Raw genomic sequence first — 16,259 nt, forward strand, 5'->3', positions numbered from 1 at the left:
GGCATTCTATTGCCATCGGCTATCCGCCCCCGACTGCAAATCCCAAGCATCACCCGTTAGCGATCGGCTAACCATGCCTCGAGATGCAGGCCTTCAGGTCCCATCCGCCGTAACGCCTGATTAGCAACTCTTCCCGCAGGATCGGCTCATCGGCGCATCACCCTTGCCCCCATGACAGGAAGCAGGATGGCGAAGCGCTATCAATTGGTTCTTTGCTTGGGGTGCTGCGATGGGGCTGGGCACACCCACGAATGATGGCGGGAAAGATGCGGGATCCGTATAAGGTGCTGGGCGTTAGGAAGGATGCGGGGGCGGACGAAATCAAATCCGCTTGGCGCAGCTTGGCAAAGACTGCTCATCCCGATCACAATCTTGGCGATCCGACCGCATCAGAGCGGTTTGCCGAAATCGGCCGTGCTTACGAGACATTGAAAGACCCCCAGAAGCGCAGCCGCTACGATCAGATCGCGCGCATGGCCGAGGCGAAGGGCCAGAGCCAGGAACAGACGATCATACAGCAGCGGCAAGCGGCCCGAGAGGCCGCCGAACGAGCCAAGGCCGCGCGTGCCAATGCCGACAAGATCATGGAAGAGCTCGCCCGGGCCAACGCCCGCAAAGCGGCAGCCTCCGCTGCATCCGGCCAACAGGGCAACGCTGCCGAATCGCCGGAAGACATGGTCGAACGCATTTTCGGAGTGAAGACCAGCCAAGCGCAGCAGCCACAGGCCACCGCGGCAACAGGCGCAAAGCCGGCGGAAAAACCGCAGGAGCAACCCGACACCGGGGCCTCGGAAGAACCCCAGGTGGAAGAAGAGCAGCTGGCCACGGCTTCGGCAGCAGCCAGCTCGCGCTCCGCCTTTGGCATCCTCGGCTCTCTGGTGCGGCGCATCACGGGCGGTAATGCGCCCGAAAAGCCGCCGGAGAAAACCCCGGAAGTCGCCGCCGAAGCCACGGTAACGCTCGACGACATGCTGAAGAGCCGCTGGATTGCCGTTCCGCTGCCCGACAACCGTGAGGCGCGCTTCCAGGCAACGACGGACATCTCAAATGGCCAGGTACTTCACCTCAAGGGCCAGGGACTGAAACTGCCGGGCATGCTGCGCGGCGATGTTGCCGTCACCGTTCACCTGTCGACCGATGGGCGCTTCACACTCGACGGTAGCGATGTGCGTACAATATTGCCCATTACCATAGAGAATGCCGTTCTCGGTTGCGAAACCACGGCCGAAGGATTGAACGGACCGGTCAGTATCACGGTGCCGGCCTGGTCCGGTTCGGATCAGATCGTGCGCATTTCCGGCGAGGGATTGCCCGACGGCAATGGCGGAAAAGGCGATCTCATCGTCGAATTGCGGCTGATGCTGTGGGAAAAACCCGACGACAAGGTCACGGATCTCATGCGCAGCATGCGCGAAGGGCTTTTCCTGTGAAATTTTGGTGACAACAGCACCCTTTGTTACGATCCCTAACAGTTGATGATCTTTACGATGCTTGAACCGGGGGTCGGCCTATGCCATAGGCAGGTTCATCTAAAGTTCAAGGGAGCATAATATGGCTCAAGCCACTGGCCTCATGGCAGGCAAACGCGGCGTCATCCTCGGCGTAGCAAACAACCGTTCGATAGCGTGGGGTATTGCCAAGGCCTGCTCGGATGCCGGAGCCGAAATCGCATTGACGTGGCAGGGCGATGCCCTGAAGAAGCGCGTCGAGCCGCTCGCTCAGGAACTCGGCGCCTTCATGGCCGGCCATTGCGACGTGACCGAGCCGGCAACGATCGATGCCGTCATCGACACGCTGGAGGCGAAATGGGGCAAGATCGATTTCGTCGTGCACGCCATCGCGTTTTCCGACAAGGACGAGCTGACCGGCCGTTACCTCGATACCAGCCGCGACAACTTCACGAAGACGATGGACATCTCCGTCTATTCCTTCACCGCGGTTGCACAGCGCGCCGAGCGAATCATGAATGACGGCGGCTCCATGATCACCCTCACCTATTATGGTGCGGAAAAGGTCATGCCGCACTACAACGTCATGGGTGTCGCAAAGGCTGCTCTCGAAGCAAGCGTGCGCTACCTCGCAGTCGACCTCGGCAGCCGCGGTATCCGCGTCAACGCGATCTCGGCAGGCCCGATCAAGACGCTCGCAGCCTCGGGCATCGGCGACTTCCGCTACATCCTGAAGTGGAACGAATATAACGCGCCGCTGAAGCGGACCGTCACGATCGACGAAGTCGGCAATTCCGCCCTCTATCTGCTGTCCGATCTGTCGACGGCCGTTACCGGCGAAATCCATCACGTCGATTCGGGCTATCATACGGTCGGCATGAAGGCCGTGGACGCGCCCGACATTTCCGTCGCGAAGGACTGACCAACAGGAAGCTGACCGTGTCGCCCATCCTCTATGTGATACGCCACGGTCAGACCGACTGGAATGCTGAACGCCGGCTGCAAGGGCAGAAGGATATTGACCTGAACGCCATCGGCCGCGAACAGGCGCGGCAGAACGGCGTCGATCTTGCGGAAATCCTCGCCTTCGAAAACCGGCCCTTCGATTTCGTCGCAAGCCCATTGCGGCGCACCCGCGAAACCATGGAAATCGTTCGGCAGGCCATGGGGCTGCCGCCCAAGAACTACAGCACCGACGACAGGTTGGTCGAAGTGTCCTTCGGGGCCTGGGAAGGCTTTACTCTCAAGGAATTGAAGGCGACGGAGCCCGACCGTCTCGCCGAGCGCAAGGCGAACAAATGGGACTTCATCCCGCCCGGTGAAGATGCCGAAAGCTATGAAATCCTCTCCTGGCGTGTGGGCTCATGGCTGGCATCCGTCGACCGTCCAACGGTTTGCGTCACGCATGGCGGCGTCATCCGTACGCTGTTCCGTCTGATCGGCGATGTCGAAAAGGAAGAGGCGGCGGAAATCCCGATCCATCAGGACCAGATCCTGAAGGTCGATCCGGAAATGAAGATTATCGGCTGGATGTAACGCGCTTCCGGATGAGACCGAGGATCGTCGCCTCGCACAACTGCTTAAAACCGATCAATCGAAAGTTCTAGGTTCTCCACCGCGTAAGTGCCTGGCGAAGCCGGGGTTTATTGGACAATATCAAGATCGTTGACGACGCGCTTGCCGTCCACTTCCGTGTAGAAGACGACGACCTTCACACCGGCCTGCAGGCCGCTGAAATCGAAGTCCTCGGGCACCTGGTAGCTCTTGCCATCATCCAGCGTGATGTTGAAGTTCTTCGCATCGACCTTCTTGATGACGGCCTCGACATCTGCGCTTTCAGCAAACCCAGCGACAGGAGCAAGCAGGCTTGCCGTGGCCAAAAGCGTCGCTACAAAAAAGCGCATCGTCGTCACCCTTCAGGTAAATTGATTATGATTTCTTATGCAGCCTAGAAAACACGTCGAATATGGCGGAAGTTGCCCCCAATAATGACGTCGCCCGCCCAATTGGTGAATGCATCGTCACAATCCACAATTCGGATTAATCTTTGTTTACCATGCCGATGCTTGAGGAAGAAAAACGCCGGACGCCGTTTCCGAGGCAACTGAAAGAAAGATTTTGTCTTGTCGGCATTTTGGCCTATGAGTGGGCCGCAATTGCAAGTGACAAGACGCGACCTGCCCGTCAGGCTGCGCTAATCCGGTCGTTTTACATGTCGCATAATACATTCGGTCACCTCTTCCGCGTCACCACCTGGGGCGAAAGCCACGGTCCGGCGCTCGGCTGCGTCGTCGACGGCTGCCCTCCGGGCCTCCGTTTCAAGCTACAGGACATTCAGACCTGGCTCGATAAGCGCAAACCGGGGCAATCGCGTTTTGTGACGCAGCGGCGCGAGGACGATCTCGTCAAGGTTCTGTCCGGCGTCATGATGGACGAGGATGGCGAGACGATGATCTCGACCGGGACGCCGATCTCGATGCTGATCGAGAATACCGACCAGCGCTCGAAGGATTATGGCGAAATCGCACGACGTTATCGTCCCGGTCATGCGGACTATACCTATGACGTCAAATACGGCATTCGCGACTACCGCGGCGGCGGTCGCTCCTCGGCCCGCGAAACCGCGGCGCGCGTCGCAGCCGGCGGCATCGCCCGCCTCGTCGTGCCCGGCGTGACCATCCGCGGCGCGCTGGTGCAGATCGGCAAGCACAAGATCAACCGCGCCAACTGGGATTGGGCTCAGGTCGATCAGAATCCATTCTTCGCTCCCGATCCGGAAATCGTGCCGGTGTGGGAAGAGTATCTCGACGGCATCCGCAAGGCCGGCTCCTCGATCGGTGCCGTGGTGGAAGTCGTGGCGGAAGGCGTCCCGGCCGGGCTTGGCGCACCGATCTACGGCAAGCTCGATCAGGACATCGCCTCGCTGCTGATGTCGATCAACGCCGTCAAGGGTGTCGAAATCGGCGAAGGTTTCGCATCCGCCGAACTAACAGGCGAGGAAAATGCCGACGCGATGCGCATGGGCAACGACGGCAAGCGCATTTTCCTGTCCAATCATGCCGGCGGCATCCTGGGCGGTATTTCCACAGGCGAGCCCATCGTCGCACGCTTTGCCATCAAGCCGACTTCGTCGATCCTGACGGAACGCCAGTCGATCGATGCCGATGGCAACAATGTCGATGTGCGCACCAAGGGCCGTCACGATCCTTGCGTCGGCATTCGTGCCGTACCGATCGGCGAGGCGATGGTCGCCTGCGCCGTTGCCGATCATTATCTGAGGGATCGCGGCCAAACGGGCCAGCATAGGTAGGGACTTCGAGATGTCTTACGATCAGAAGCGTGTTGTCGATGCCATCCGGGCGTTCGAAGCCGGCGAGATCGTCGTCGTCATGGACGATAACGACCGCGAGAACGAAGGCGATCTGATCGTTGCCGCCGTTCACTGCACGCCGGAAAAGATGGCCTTCATCGTCCGGCACACTTCCGGTATCGTCTGCACGCCGATGCCGCGCGAGGAGGCCAAGCGGCTGAACCTCAATGCCATGGTCGCGGAAAATGATTCCGCCCATACGACGGCCTTCACCGTTTCCGTCGATTTCAAGCACGGCACCACAACAGGCATTTCCGCCGACGACCGGACGCTGACCGTGCGAAACCTCGCCAATCCGAACGTCGGTCCCACCGATTTCGTCCGTCCCGGCCATATCTTCCCGCTGGTTGCGCGCGAAGGCGGCGTGCTGATGCGTTCGGGCCATACCGAAGCCGCCGTCGACCTCTGCAAGCTTGCCGGCCTGCCGCCGATCGGCGTCATCAGCGAGCTCGTCAATGATGACGGCACGGTGACACGCGGCCAGCAGGTGGTGGAATTCGCCGAGCAAAACGGCCTGAAGCTCGTCTCCGTCGCCGATCTCATCGCCTATCGCCAGCGCAAGGAAACACTAATCGAGCTCGGCACCAGCTTCGACATCGAAACACCGTTCGGCAAGGCACGCGCCCACACCTATTCCTTGCCCTGGGACACGATGCAGCATCTCGCCGTGGTCTTCGGCGACATCCGCGACGGCATCGATATTCCGGTCCGGCTGCATCCGGAAAGTGTCGCTGAGGATCTGTTCGGCAAGCGCCGTCCGGTCGATTTCTACATGAAGAAGATCTCCGAGGAAGGCCGAGGCGTCATTATCTATCTGCGGGAAGGTTCCGTCGGTGTCGGTCATTTCGACAATGGCCGCAAGGCGCGCCAGGCCGAACGTGAGAGCCATGCCGAGGCACAGGCGCGAGACAGCGAATGGCTGGAAATCGGCCTCGGCGCGCAGATCCTGAAGGATCTCGGCGTCAGCTCGATCAAGCTGCTCACCAGCCGCGAACGGCACTATGTCGGCCTCGAAGGTTTTGGCATCAAAATCGCCACAACGGAAATCTGCTGATTCCACCCTCCCCTTGAGGGGGAGAGTCGGAGCAAAGCTCCGGGGTGGAGTGATCGCGTCGATCTCCGCAACCAAACAATTGTCACCCACACCCGCCGCTGCGCGGCGACCTCCGCCCTCAAGGGGGAGGTGATGAAAACTCGCGATCCAGCAGGCCCATCATGATGTCGTCGTGCCAGCGGCCATTGACGTAAGCGGTCTCCCGCTCCCTTCCTTCGACGATAAAGCCGCATTTTTCATAGGCGCGGATGGCGCGCTTGTTGTAGGCGAGCACGCGTATTCCGATGCGATGCAGTCTCATCTCGCCGAAGGCATGATCTAGCAGAAGCGTGATCGCTTCCGTGCCAAAGCCTTTACCAAGCAACGCCGGATCATAAATCCCGATCGCCATCGTCGCGCGCCGGTCCTGGCGATTGACGTTATCCAATCTGATCACGCCGGCAAAGGCGCCCTTGATCTCGATAACCCATGCGTGAGGGTGATCGGCAATACCCTGAACCCATCGCGTTGCGCCCTCCCGGGTGATGGGCTCGATGTCCTCTTTACCGACGCCATACATCTCCACGATCTCGGCATTGGTGCCCAAAGCGAAGCGCACATCGGCGTCCTCGGCACATGGCTGGCGGAGCCTGACATTGCTGCCTTTTAGAATCAGCGACGACAACGAACTCTCCTCTTCGGGTGTTCTTCTGCCTATTGGACTCTGTCAGTTATGTCCCTTCAAGGGGAATGTGGCAAAGCTTACAATCGATCCGGCCATGTGGCACCGAATAAGCGAAGCCAATTATCATAGGCAAATTTTCGCAGGGTTAGTTCATCGAATCCGCTTTGGCGCATGGCATCCACGAGGCGCGGCAAGCCGCTAGCATCTCCGATCTCGCGAGGCATGACGGCACCATCGAAATCCGATCCGAGAGCGACCCCATCCGGTCCAACGCGAGTGATGAGGTAATCGATCTGGCGAATAACGGCGTCGAGCGGGGTGTCCTCGTCAAGATTGGCATCCGCGCGGATATCGTTGACGGCCAAATTCAGCCCAACGACCCCGCCGGTGTCGCGGATCGCGTCCAATTGCCGATCGGTGAGGTTGCGGGTCGATGGACATATGGCGTGTGCGCAGGCGTGCGTGGCAACGAGCGGAGCGGTGCTCAATGCCGCGACATCCCAAAATCCGCGCTCGTTCAGATGGGAAACATCGATCATGATCCCGAGTTCGTTGCATCTTCTGACGAGGTTCTTTCCCAAATCCGTCAGGCCGGGCCCGTATCGGGCGATCTCGGATAGGCGAACGGAACCCCATAGCCGAAGATATTCGGACGGCTCCACACAATGCCCAGGGATCGAAGGCCGGCATCATAGAGGTTATCCAGATAGGCGAGATCGGGGCCGATGGCGTCGGCGCCTTCCATATGGAGTACGATGGCGAATGCGCCGTCATATTCAGCCGCCTTGATCTCCCTTACGCTCGTTGCTAGACGGATTTTATCACCCGAGCGCCCGATCAGCTTCCTTATGGCCGCAAGCTGCCCATCGATTTGCCGGCGGGCATGGTCCCGATGCAAAGCTTCGGCATAGCGAACTTCGTAGCCATTGTGGGTGATCGTCAGATCATCTACCGGCTCATGCTCCGGCGCGGCGTACATCGCAAACAATCCGCCGGCCAAGCCTCCTTCGAGTGCTCTTGGAAGATCGAGATGTCCGGCCTCGGACCGCGCCAGAAAATCGCGGCCGTCGGCCTTATAGTCCAGCATGAACTGGACCGCATCATTATGCCCATCGAAAATCCAGATAGTGTCCATGCGACCGCAGTCCCGATAGCTCAGAGGCAGTTTCGCTCTCGCGTCAACGCAATTCGCTGCCGATTCTCCGAAAAAGGAACATCGGTTATCCACGCCAGCCGTCGAGAAACACGACCCTCTCGACGCCAGTGAAACGGGCGACACGTTCCAGCTCCGCTTCCAGCTTCTCCAGCCGGCCGGCCGATGCCTTGACGCCCGGTTCCAGCCACAGGCGTTTGACATCGAGCGTTCCCGCCTTGCGGTCGGCCTTCATGTCGATCCGTCCGATCAGCCGGTCGCCCTCCAGCAATGGGAAGACGTAATAGCCGTATTCGCGCTTCGGCTCGGGCACGAAAATCTCGATGCGGTAGAAGAAGCCGAAGAGACGTTCGGTCCGATTGCGATCCCGCAGAGTCGGATCGAAGGGGCTCAGCACGCGAATGCGCGCCGGTGCCTCGGCATGACTGTCGAGCGTTTCATGGAAATCGAGGAAGGCGACGGACGAGCGCGGCTTGCCGCCGGCGGCCGGCTCGATCAGTATTTCGGTCAATTCGTCACGATGGGTCTCGACCCAGCTCTTGGCTTCCTGCGGCGTGACCAGATCCCAGAAGGCGGCGATTTCACCTGAGGTCGCAAAGCCGAGGCGCTGCAGCGCGCTGCGGCAGGCCCAGTCGACGAATTCATCGTGCTCCACTTCCGGCTCATGGAAATGAGCCGGAAGCACACGCTCCACGAGGTCGTAGACCTTCTGGAAATTGGTGCGGCCGGCGATCGCGAACTTGCCGGTGCGCCAGAAATATTCGAGCGCCGTCTTGTTGGGGTGCCAATTCCACCAGCCACCGGAGACATGATCCTCCGCCTTGACCTCGCGGGCGGTGATCGCGCCGTTCTTCAGCACGCGCTCGTAGGTTTCCTCGAAAGCCGCCTCGAACCCCTCGCCGCGCCATTTCCGCCAGCGCTCGATGATCGCCACTTCCTCGCGGCGAAAACGGTGCTTCCAATAGACGAAGAAAGCGCTCGGCAGGATGGAGGCGTCGTGCGTCCAGTTCTCGAAGAGCGCGCCGTCCTTTTCCAGAAGTTCCGTCAGATGCTCGCGCCGATAGGTCTGGTTGCGCGAAAACAGGATCTGGTGATGGGCACGCTCGACGGTGCCTATGCTATCGACCTGCACGAAGCCGATGTCGTGGATGAGCTGCAGCAGCCCCGCCTTGGTCAAGGCGCGGTTCGGCGGATTGGCAAGCCCCTGCTTGGCAAGGAACACGCGGCGAGCGTCACGATTCGAGAGCAGATTCGTCATAAGCGGATCATAGGCATAAATTCCCATGCTTTCAAAGAGGCCCTGATTTGATAAATCGAGGCGATGCGCTATAGCTCCGCGATAGAGCAATTCCAGGAAAAGTGCTCAGCGGTTTTCCGTTCGGGATTGCGAGACAATAAAAGGCTGGAGCGGCTCGCAGGTTCCGTGAAGCGCTGAACCGCTCCAGCTTATCGAACAAGGAAGCCGCTTGGACATCCGCTTCGAAAATGCCGGCGTCGATTACGGCAAGCGCACTGCGCTGTTTCCGCTGAGCCTGACGCTTCAAGAGCGTCGTATTGGCGTAATCGGCCTCAACGGCTCCGGCAAGACGACCTTTGCACGGCTGATCAATGGGCTTGTCAAGCCGACGAGCGGGCGCGTTGTGGTCGATGGGCTCGATACGGTCGGCGACGCTGCCAAAGTGCTCGGCAAGGTCGGCTATATCTTCCAGTCGCCGCAGAACCAGATCATCCTGCCCATCGTGCGCGACGACATTGCCTACGGGCTAAAGGCACGCGGATGTGACAAGACGCAAATCGATGCGGCGGTCGAAGGCATTCTCGGGCGGTTCGGTGTTAGCCATCTCGGCGCGCGGCGGGCACATGAGCTTTCCGGTGGTGAGTTGCAGATGGCTGCGCTCTGCTCGGTACTGGTCACCGGCCCCGATATCCTCATTCTCGACGAACCGACCAACCAGCTCGATCTGAGGAATCGGGCACTCGTGCAGAGGACCATGGCGACGCTTCCAGAAAATGTCATCGTCATCAGCCACGACCTGCCGCTGCTTGAGGATTTCGACCGCGTGCTGTTGTTTGATCAGGGCCGGCTTGTTGTCGATGGGCCCGCAATGGAGGCCATCGCGCGTTACAAGGAGATGGCCGGCTGATGCAGACGCTGCATGTGGAAGCGGATACATGGGTGCATCGGCTCTCGCCGCGCGTGAAGCTGCTTGCGCTTGCTGCACTCGGCGTATTGCTTTTCCTGACCCAGTCCATCGCGCTGCTCGCCTGCGCAAACCTTGTCGGTGCCGCCCTTTATCTTCGCAGCGGCCTGCTAATTGCAGAGGCGCTCAAGCGGCTGCGACCTATCCTCGTCTCGATTGCCGTCCTGGCCATATTCGCCGCGCTCGTCGGCCCGCTTCATGCCGCAATCGTCACGGCGCTGCGATTGACGGCGCTGGCGCTATTTGCCGCCACAGTGACGGCAACGACATCGATGGCCGACTTCATCGATGAAATCACCGCCCTTGCCATGCCGCTCGAAAAGCTCGGCCTGCTCAAAGCCGCCGATATCGGCCTTGCGATCGGCCTGGTCATCCGTTTCGTGCCTGAAATTCTCGATCGCTACCGCGCGATCCGCGAAGCCCACCAGGCGCGCGGAATCAAGGTTCGCCTGGCAACCACGCTTGTACCGCTCATCATCCTGACCCTGCGCGATGCGGACAACATCGCGGCGGCGATTGACGCGCGCGGCATTCGGCGTCAATGAACGTAAAACTCTTTCGGAAGGAGCCGCCATGAACACCCGCGATCTCGTCCTCTCGGCGCTGTTTGCCGCCATCATCGTGGCGCTCGGCCTCTTGCCGCCAATCCCGATCGGCATCATTCCGGTTCCGATCACGGCTCAGTCGCTCGGCGTGATGCTTGCCGGCGTCGTGCTCGGCGCCAAGCGCGGGACCATCGCAGTGCTCTTGGTGGTGGTGCTTGTCACGATTGGCTTGCCGGTGCTGTCGGGTGGCCGTGGTGGTCTTGCGGTGTTTGCAGGTCCGACGGCCGGCTTCTTCGTCGGCTGGATATTCGCAGCCTTCGTCACCGGCTATCTCTCCGAGAGATTGGTGAAGCCGGAGCAAAGCGGCCTATCTCAGGGAATCGGCTTCTTTATCGCCGCCGTCATCGGCGGCGTGGTGGTGCTTTACGCGTTCGGCATTGCCTGGCTGGCGATCAATATCGGCTTCAGCAAGGCATTTATCGGATCTCTGGGCTTCGTGCCGGGCGATATCATCAAGGCCGTGGTTGCGGCCCTGGTCGGCCGCGCCGTCATGGCCGGCTACCCGCTTCTGCCGCAGCGGAGCTAGGACGACGCCTAGCAAAGCACATAGTCGCTTTCGTCAGCATCACCCTTAATGTATTGAGATGAAAAAATCGCGCGTGAATAAAGAACTCAGAATTATGCCTTTTCGCGAAAAGGTAACACGCCTCATATTCCTATCTATTTTATTTGTACCATGCTTATTTATAGTTGATTTCTTTAAGTCAGATTTGGTAATGTATATCGTTGGCTGCTCATACATTTACATATTCTACTGCGTCTGTAAGGGAGAAAGCGTTTTTCCCTTTTATTTTCACAATCGCACCAAGAATCGAAAATAGCATTTTGAAAGTCCGGCATAGATAATGTTGCAAGTCTCCGCACTTTCGCGGGACTACAAATCCCATTCCGAGCCTCTAATTAGTTTCGGCATAGTTCAGGCCAAATATTTATAGAGCCAGTCGCGCGTGTCTTCGGGCAGCGGCACGGGATCATGCTCGTCGCCGCGGACTGCGAGCCAGAGAATTTCCACCTCCGCAGCCAGTTCGTTGCCGGTTTCGACCGAGACGACGAAACCGATCGACTTGCCGCCAATCTTGTTGACGCTGATCGAGTAGCGGGCGAGGTCATCATAGTGCAAGGCGTGGTGCAGCGAGCATGATGCCTTCTTGGCGATATAGATAGGCTCGTCGTCGACCAGCGGTCGCGTGCGCCAAAAGTTGGAGAGTGCGGTCTCCGCCTGCGAGATGTAGGAGGCGATAAACATCTGGCCGTGCCGGTCGACATCGCGCGGCGGCACCCTTACCTCGATGACATCGGATCGTTCTGTTCTCGCCATGACGCATAACCTTGGCCGACGCCATACTGACCTTAATGAAAGCTTAACACCACGCTTCGATAAGTAAACGGGCGCCATTCCAAAGTGGTTAAGATGGATTGTTGACATTGTAGTGACATGGTCCATGTCCTGTAATAGGCGTCACACTTCATTTATAGATTGGCCCCATGAGCACACGTCTTTACGAACATCCGATCTTTCTTGAACACATCGTTCCGGCAGGTCACCCCGAACGGCCGGATCGGCTGCGATCGCTGAATATCGCGCTGGAGCATCCGAATTTCGAGCGGCTGGACCGGCGAAAAGCGCCTGCCGCGCACGAAGATGCGGTCCTGCTTGCCCACCCCGAAGAGCATCTGGATTTCGTGCTGCGTTCGATGCCGGACAGAGGCGATGACGGCGAGATCAACCAGATCGAAGCCGATACTTATGCCAGCCCGAAGACGCTGCAGGCGATCATGCATGGCGTCGGCGGCGCCATGGCGGCGGTCGACGACGTCTTCTCCGGTGCGGCCGACAATGTCTTCGTCGCGGCCCGGCCGCCCGGTCATCATGCCGAGAAGACCAAGGCCATGGGCTTCTGTTTCTTCAACAATGCCGCGATTGCCGCCCGCCATGCGCAAAAGGCCCACGGCGCCGAGCGTGTCGCCATCGTCGATTGGGACGTGCATCACGGCAATGGCACGCAGGACATCTTCTGGGACGATCCGTCCGTGCTCTTCTGTTCCACCCACCAGATGCCGCTTTATCCGGGTAGCGGCAAGAAGGATGAAAGTGGCACGTACAATACCATCGTCAATGCACCGCTCTCTCCCAATACAGGCGGCGATCATTTCCGAGAGGCCTTCAAGTCGCGCATCCTGCCGGCGCTCGCCGACTTCAGCCCCGATCTCATCATCATCTCGGCCGGATTCGACGCCCATCACCGCGATCCCCTGGCGCAACTGAACCTGACCGGCGAGGATTTCGACTGGGCAACGGGGCGGCTGCTGGAAGTTGCGGATCGCAGCGCGAAGAACCGGGTCGTCAGCCTGCTCGAAGGCGGCTATGATCTGGAAGGTCTCGCCGAGTCGGCGGGGATGCATATTCTACGCATGATGAGAGGTTGACGATGAGCGAGAACGCCAAGGCAGATGTTTCGGGCTATTCCTTCGAGAAGGCCGTGGCGGAGCTTGAAAGCATCGTTGCACGGCTTGAGCGCGGCGACGTGGCGCTCGATGAATCCATTTCGATCTATGAGCGCGGCGAAGCGCTGAAGAAGCATTGCGAGGCGCTGCTTTCGGCTGCGGAAAATCGCATCGAGAAGATCAGGCTCGACCGAGCCGGCAAGCCGCAGGGCACGGAAGCCCTTGATGGCGCGTGAGACAAAGCCAGAAAATTTGAGTTTGGGTGACATTGCCGGTAGGTTGGCCCGGTAGGTTGCGTTCCGACCGAAAGGAGAGCCGTTATGTCTTTCTTCCCAGGCAACGATCCCCAGGCCGGCGATGCCTTCGCCTGCGATGCCATCGAGAACCTTATCATTCCGCGCACCAGCGACCTTGGCGGCTTCTCCGTGCGGCGCGCGCTTCCAAGCAGCCGGCGCCGGCTGGTGGGGCCGTTCATCTTCTTCGACCGCATGGGACCTGCGATTTTACGGCCGGGCCAGGCGCTCGATGTGCGCCCGCATCCGCATATCGGCCTTTCCACCGTCACCTATTTGTTCGATGGCGAGATCCGCCATATGGACAGCCTCGGCACGGCCAAGGTGATCCGCCCCGGCGACGTCAACCTGATGACGGCCGGGCGCGGTATCGTGCATTCCGAGCGCACGCCGGAAAACCTGCGCGACCATCCATTCGCCATGTCCGGCCTGCAGACTTGGCTGGCGCTGCCCGACGACAAGGAGGAAATCGATCCCTCCTTCGCCCATACGGAAAAGGATGACCTACCAACGATTGCCGACGGCGGCGTGACCGGACGCGTTGTCATCGGTGAATTCGAGGGCCTGAAATCGTCAGTGAAATCCTTCTCGGACACTCTCTACGTCGATCTTCAGCTCCAGCCCAATACGACGTTTCCTTTTGGAGCAGCACATGAGGAGCGCGCGGTCTATATTCTCTCCGGTTCTCTCGTCGTCGCCGGCGACCGTTTCGAACAGGATCAACTCCTCGTCTTCCGTCCTGGCGATGCGATAACGCTGGAGGCTGGCGAAAAAGGCTGTCATCTCATGCTTTTTGGCGGTGCAGCGCTCAATTCGAAGCGCTATATCTGGTGGAATTTCGTCTCGTCCTCAAAGGAGCGCATCGAAAAGGCCAAGGAAGAATGGCGCACGGGCCGCTTCGATATCGTGCCGGGCGACGAAGAAGAGTTCATTCCCCTGCCGGAGGGCTAACGGGTTCATAACACTCCCACATGTTTCTTGTTCGGGAGTACCTTGAATTCGGCGTCTTTTGTCGCAATCTGTTTTGACGTAAAGGCGGACAACCGCCCAAGAATAGCAAGAAAGAGGCATCAGCCTTGACACAAATGCCACAGACGCCCCTGCTGGACCGGGTCCAATATCCTTCCGACCTGCGAAAGCTGGAGGACCGGGAATTGCCGCAGCTCGCCCGCGAAGTTCGCGACGAGATGATCGATGCGGTATCGCGTACCGGCGGACATCTCGGCGCCGGCCTCGGTGTTGTCGAACTGACCATTGCCATCCACAGCGTCTTCAATACGCCGAACGATCGCCTCATCTTCGACGTTGGACATCAGTGTTATCCTCACAAGATCCTGACCGGGCGCCGCGACCGCATCCGCACGCTGCGCCAGGAAAACGGTCTTTCCGGCTTCACGCGCCGAGCCGAGAGCGAATATGATCCCTTCGGCGCCGCACACTCCTCGACTTCCATCTCCGCCGGTCTCGGCATGGCGGTTGCCGCCGAGCTCGATAATACCGACCGCCGCGTGATCGCCGTTATCGGCGACGGTGCCATGTCGGCCGGCATGGCCTATGAAGCTCTCAACAATGCCGGTGCGCTCGATGCGCGGCTGATCGTCATCCTCAACGACAACGACATGTCGATCGCCCCGCCGACGGGAGCGATGAGCGCCTATCTTGCCCGCCTCGCCTCCGGCCGCACCTATATGGGCTTCCGGGATTTCGGCAAGAAACTGACCGCCTATCTCGGCAAGAAGGTCGACCGCGCCATCACACGGGCAGTCGAGCACGCACGGGGCTATGTGACCGGCGGCACCATGTTCGAGGAAATGGGCTTCTACCATATCGGTCCGATCGACGGCCATTCCTTCGAGCATCTGCTGCCGGTATTGCGCAATGTGCGCGACAATGCACAAGGCCCGGTGCTGATCCATGTGGTGACGCAGAAGGGCAAGGGCTATCCCCCGGCCGAAGCGGCTGCCGACAAATATCATGGCGTCAACAAGTTCGACGTCATCACCGGCGCTCAGACCAAGGTGAAGCCGAATGCGCCGAGCTACACAAGCGTCTTTGCGGACGCTTTGGTGCAAGAGGCGACCCTTGACGACAAGATTGTCGGCATCACCGCCGCCATGCCGAACGGCACCGGCCTCGACAAGCTGCAAGAATTCTTCCCCAAGCGCTGTTTCGACGTCGGCATTGCCGAGCAGCATGCCGTAACCTTCGCCGCCGGCCTTGCCGCTGAAGGTTATAAGCCCTTTGCCGCCCTTTACTCCACCTTCCTGCAACGCGCCTATGACCAGGTGGTGCATGATGTGGCGATCCAGGGCCTGCCGGTTCGCTTCCCGATAGACCGTGCGGGCTTCGTCGGCGCCGATGGGCCGACACATGCCGGCTCCTTCGATACCGCATTCCTCGCCACCCTGCCCGGTTTTGTCGTCATGGCCGCCGCCGACGAGGCAGAGCTCAAGCATATGGTACGCACAGCCGCCGCCTATGATCTCGGCCCGATTTCCTTCCGCTATCCACGTGGGGAAGGCGTCGGCGTCGATCTGCCGGAGCGCGGTCAGATTCTCGAGATCGGCAAGGGCCGCGTCATCAAGCAGGGGACGAAAGTCGCCCTGCTCTCCTTTGGCACGCGTCTGGCCGACAGTCTTGCAGCCGCCGAGGATCTCGACGCTGCCGGCTTGTCGACGACGGTGGCCGATGCGCGCTTCGCCAAACCGCTCGACCGCGATCTCATTCGCCAGCTTGCCGCCCACCACGAGATCCTCATCACCATCGAGGAAGGCTCGGTGGGGGGCTTCGGTAGTCAAGTCATGCAGTTCCTTGCCAATGACGGCCTGCTCGACAGCGGCCTGAAGGTCCGCTCGCTGGTCATGCCCGATATCTGGATGGAGCAGGCTAAGCCTGAGGCCATGAATGCCATGGCGGGCCTTGATCGCGCCGGCATCGTGCAGACGGTATTCCAGGCACTCGGCCGCGGCCGGATTGTCGAAGCAGCCGGATGACGCGCAAAAATCAGGCGGCCCTACGGCTGCTTG

At 59.7% G+C, this 16,259-nt stretch carries 16 protein-coding genes and 1 pseudogene; 12 read left to right on the top strand and 5 right to left on the bottom strand.

The genetic code is table 11. The features are described 5' to 3' along the window. Nucleotides 1–266: 266 nt before the first annotated feature. From PH562_RS24375 to PH562_RS24385, 3 genes are all read left to right on the top strand, one after another. Nucleotides 267–1,430: a DnaJ domain-containing protein gene (locus PH562_RS24375; RefSeq protein ID WP_285176244.1), complete on the top strand. Its 1,164-nt coding sequence runs from the start codon at nt 267–269 to the stop codon at nt 1,428–1,430. A 121-nt stretch (nt 1,431–1,551) separates the two neighbouring features. Continuing rightward, entirely contained in the window at nt 1,552–2,370 is an 819-nt protein-coding gene (fabI, locus tag PH562_RS24380; protein ID WP_113232038.1) for an enoyl-ACP reductase FabI, read from the top strand. A gap of 17 nt (nt 2,371–2,387) precedes the next feature. Further along, complete coding sequence (locus PH562_RS24385) at nt 2,388–2,984, top strand: histidine phosphatase family protein (RefSeq protein WP_285176245.1); 597 nt, start codon at nt 2,388–2,390, stop codon at nt 2,982–2,984. A 107-nt stretch (nt 2,985–3,091) separates the two neighbouring features. Here PH562_RS24385 and PH562_RS24390 read toward each other — a convergent pair whose 3' ends face one another. Further along, entirely contained in the window at nt 3,092–3,352 is a 261-nt protein-coding gene (locus PH562_RS24390) for a DUF1344 domain-containing protein (protein WP_015339036.1), read from the bottom strand. Nucleotides 3,353–3,660: 308 nt separating this feature from the next. On the opposite strand from PH562_RS24390, the gene aroC reads away from it, so the two are divergent. Together aroC and ribB are read left to right on the top strand one after the other, a co-directional pair. Beyond that, a complete protein-coding gene (aroC, locus tag PH562_RS24395) occupies nt 3,661–4,758 on the top strand; it encodes a chorismate synthase (protein WP_285176249.1) in 1,098 nt (365 codons plus the stop codon). Between the two features lie 10 nt (nt 4,759–4,768). Then, nucleotides 4,769–5,872, top strand: coding sequence for a 3,4-dihydroxy-2-butanone-4-phosphate synthase (gene ribB, locus PH562_RS24400; protein ID WP_095434143.1), 1,104 nt, complete (start codon nt 4,769–4,771; stop codon nt 5,870–5,872). 118 nt (nt 5,873–5,990) lie between these two features. Here the strand turns inward: ribB and PH562_RS24405 are convergent, their stop codons facing one another. From PH562_RS24405 to PH562_RS24415, 3 genes and pseudogenes are all read right to left on the bottom strand, one after another. Continuing rightward, nucleotides 5,991–6,536 (bottom strand): GNAT family N-acetyltransferase, encoded by a 546-nt coding sequence (locus tag PH562_RS24405; RefSeq protein WP_285176250.1) that lies wholly within the window; start codon nt 6,534–6,536, stop codon nt 5,991–5,993. Nucleotides 6,537–6,613: 77 nt separating this feature from the next. Beyond that, a pseudogene (locus tag PH562_RS30830) lies at nt 6,614–7,671 on the bottom strand (dipeptidase). A gap of 85 nt (nt 7,672–7,756) precedes the next feature. Beyond that, the gene (locus PH562_RS24415; protein ID WP_285176251.1) at nt 7,757–8,947 is read right to left on the bottom strand and encodes a winged helix-turn-helix domain-containing protein; all 1,191 of its coding nucleotides are present in this window, start codon (nt 8,945–8,947) and stop codon (nt 7,757–7,759) included. A 208-nt stretch (nt 8,948–9,155) separates the two neighbouring features. On the opposite strand from PH562_RS24415, the gene PH562_RS24420 reads away from it, so the two are divergent. The 3 genes from PH562_RS24420 to PH562_RS24430 are packed head-to-tail and all read left to right on the top strand — an operon-like array spanning nt 9,156 to nt 11,021. Then, on the top strand, nt 9,156–9,833 hold the full coding sequence (locus PH562_RS24420) for an energy-coupling factor ABC transporter ATP-binding protein (RefSeq protein WP_285176252.1): 678 nt from the start codon (nt 9,156–9,158) through the stop codon (nt 9,831–9,833). Further along, nucleotides 9,833–10,435: an energy-coupling factor transporter transmembrane component T family protein gene (locus tag PH562_RS24425; RefSeq protein WP_285176253.1), complete on the top strand. Its 603-nt coding sequence runs from the start codon at nt 9,833–9,835 to the stop codon at nt 10,433–10,435. The genes PH562_RS24420 and PH562_RS24425 overlap by 1 nt, the downstream gene beginning before the upstream one ends. Before the next feature lie 28 nt (nt 10,436–10,463). Further along, entirely contained in the window at nt 10,464–11,021 is a 558-nt protein-coding gene (locus PH562_RS24430; RefSeq protein ID WP_285176254.1) for a biotin transporter BioY, read from the top strand. A 390-nt stretch (nt 11,022–11,411) separates the two neighbouring features. Here the strand turns inward: PH562_RS24430 and PH562_RS24435 are convergent, their stop codons facing one another. Beyond that, complete coding sequence (locus tag PH562_RS24435; RefSeq protein WP_285176257.1) at nt 11,412–11,813, bottom strand: acyl-CoA thioesterase; 402 nt, start codon at nt 11,811–11,813, stop codon at nt 11,412–11,414. 167 nt (nt 11,814–11,980) lie between these two features. Here PH562_RS24435 and PH562_RS24440 point away from each other — a divergent pair, with 167 nt between their 5' ends. The 4 genes from PH562_RS24440 to dxs all read left to right on the top strand — a co-directional run bounded on the left by PH562_RS24440 (nt 11,981) and on the right by dxs (nt 16,226). Continuing rightward, complete coding sequence (locus tag PH562_RS24440) at nt 11,981–12,922, top strand: histone deacetylase family protein (protein WP_113232031.1); 942 nt, start codon at nt 11,981–11,983, stop codon at nt 12,920–12,922. Between the two features lie 2 nt (nt 12,923–12,924). Next, nucleotides 12,925–13,176, top strand: coding sequence for an exodeoxyribonuclease VII small subunit (locus PH562_RS24445; protein ID WP_015339025.1), 252 nt, complete (start codon nt 12,925–12,927; stop codon nt 13,174–13,176). A gap of 84 nt (nt 13,177–13,260) precedes the next feature. Further along, the gene (locus PH562_RS24450; RefSeq protein WP_285176259.1) at nt 13,261–14,184 is read left to right on the top strand and encodes a pirin family protein; all 924 of its coding nucleotides are present in this window, start codon (nt 13,261–13,263) and stop codon (nt 14,182–14,184) included. 125 nt (nt 14,185–14,309) lie between these two features. Then, nucleotides 14,310–16,226, top strand: coding sequence for a 1-deoxy-D-xylulose-5-phosphate synthase (gene dxs, locus PH562_RS24455; protein WP_285176260.1), 1,917 nt, complete (start codon nt 14,310–14,312; stop codon nt 16,224–16,226). The last annotated feature ends 33 nt before the right edge of the window (nt 16,227–16,259 follow it).

Origin of the sequence: Rhizobium centroccidentale (assembly GCF_030182565.1) — a bacterium.
In the GTDB taxonomy this organism is placed as follows: Bacteria; Pseudomonadota; Alphaproteobacteria; order Rhizobiales; family Rhizobiaceae; genus Rhizobium.

Excerpts from the sequence above, each read along its gene's own strand:
- PH562_RS24425 (WP_285176253.1), top strand. The coding sequence starts at position 9,833 with ATGCAGACGCTGCATGTGGAAGCGGATACATGGGTGCATCGGCTCTCG.
- PH562_RS24375 (WP_285176244.1), top strand. The coding sequence starts at position 267 with ATGCGGGATCCGTATAAGGTGCTGGGCGTTAGGAAGGATGCGGGGGCG.
- aroC (WP_285176249.1), top strand. The coding sequence starts at position 3,661 with ATGTCGCATAATACATTCGGTCACCTCTTCCGCGTCACCACCTGGGGC.
- PH562_RS24440 (WP_113232031.1), top strand. The coding sequence starts at position 11,981 with ATGAGCACACGTCTTTACGAACATCCGATCTTTCTTGAACACATCGTT.
- fabI (WP_113232038.1), top strand. The coding sequence starts at position 1,552 with ATGGCTCAAGCCACTGGCCTCATGGCAGGCAAACGCGGCGTCATCCTC.
- ribB (WP_095434143.1), top strand. The coding sequence starts at position 4,769 with ATGTCTTACGATCAGAAGCGTGTTGTCGATGCCATCCGGGCGTTCGAA.
- PH562_RS24435 (WP_285176257.1), bottom strand. The coding sequence starts at position 11,813 with ATGGCGAGAACAGAACGATCCGATGTCATCGAGGTAAGGGTGCCGCCG.
- PH562_RS24445 (WP_015339025.1), top strand. The coding sequence starts at position 12,925 with ATGAGCGAGAACGCCAAGGCAGATGTTTCGGGCTATTCCTTCGAGAAG.
- PH562_RS24415 (WP_285176251.1), bottom strand. The coding sequence starts at position 8,947 with ATGACGAATCTGCTCTCGAATCGTGACGCTCGCCGCGTGTTCCTTGCC.
- PH562_RS24450 (WP_285176259.1), top strand. The coding sequence starts at position 13,261 with ATGTCTTTCTTCCCAGGCAACGATCCCCAGGCCGGCGATGCCTTCGCC.
- PH562_RS24430 (WP_285176254.1), top strand. The coding sequence starts at position 10,464 with ATGAACACCCGCGATCTCGTCCTCTCGGCGCTGTTTGCCGCCATCATC.
- PH562_RS24390 (WP_015339036.1), bottom strand. The coding sequence starts at position 3,352 with ATGCGCTTTTTTGTAGCGACGCTTTTGGCCACGGCAAGCCTGCTTGCT.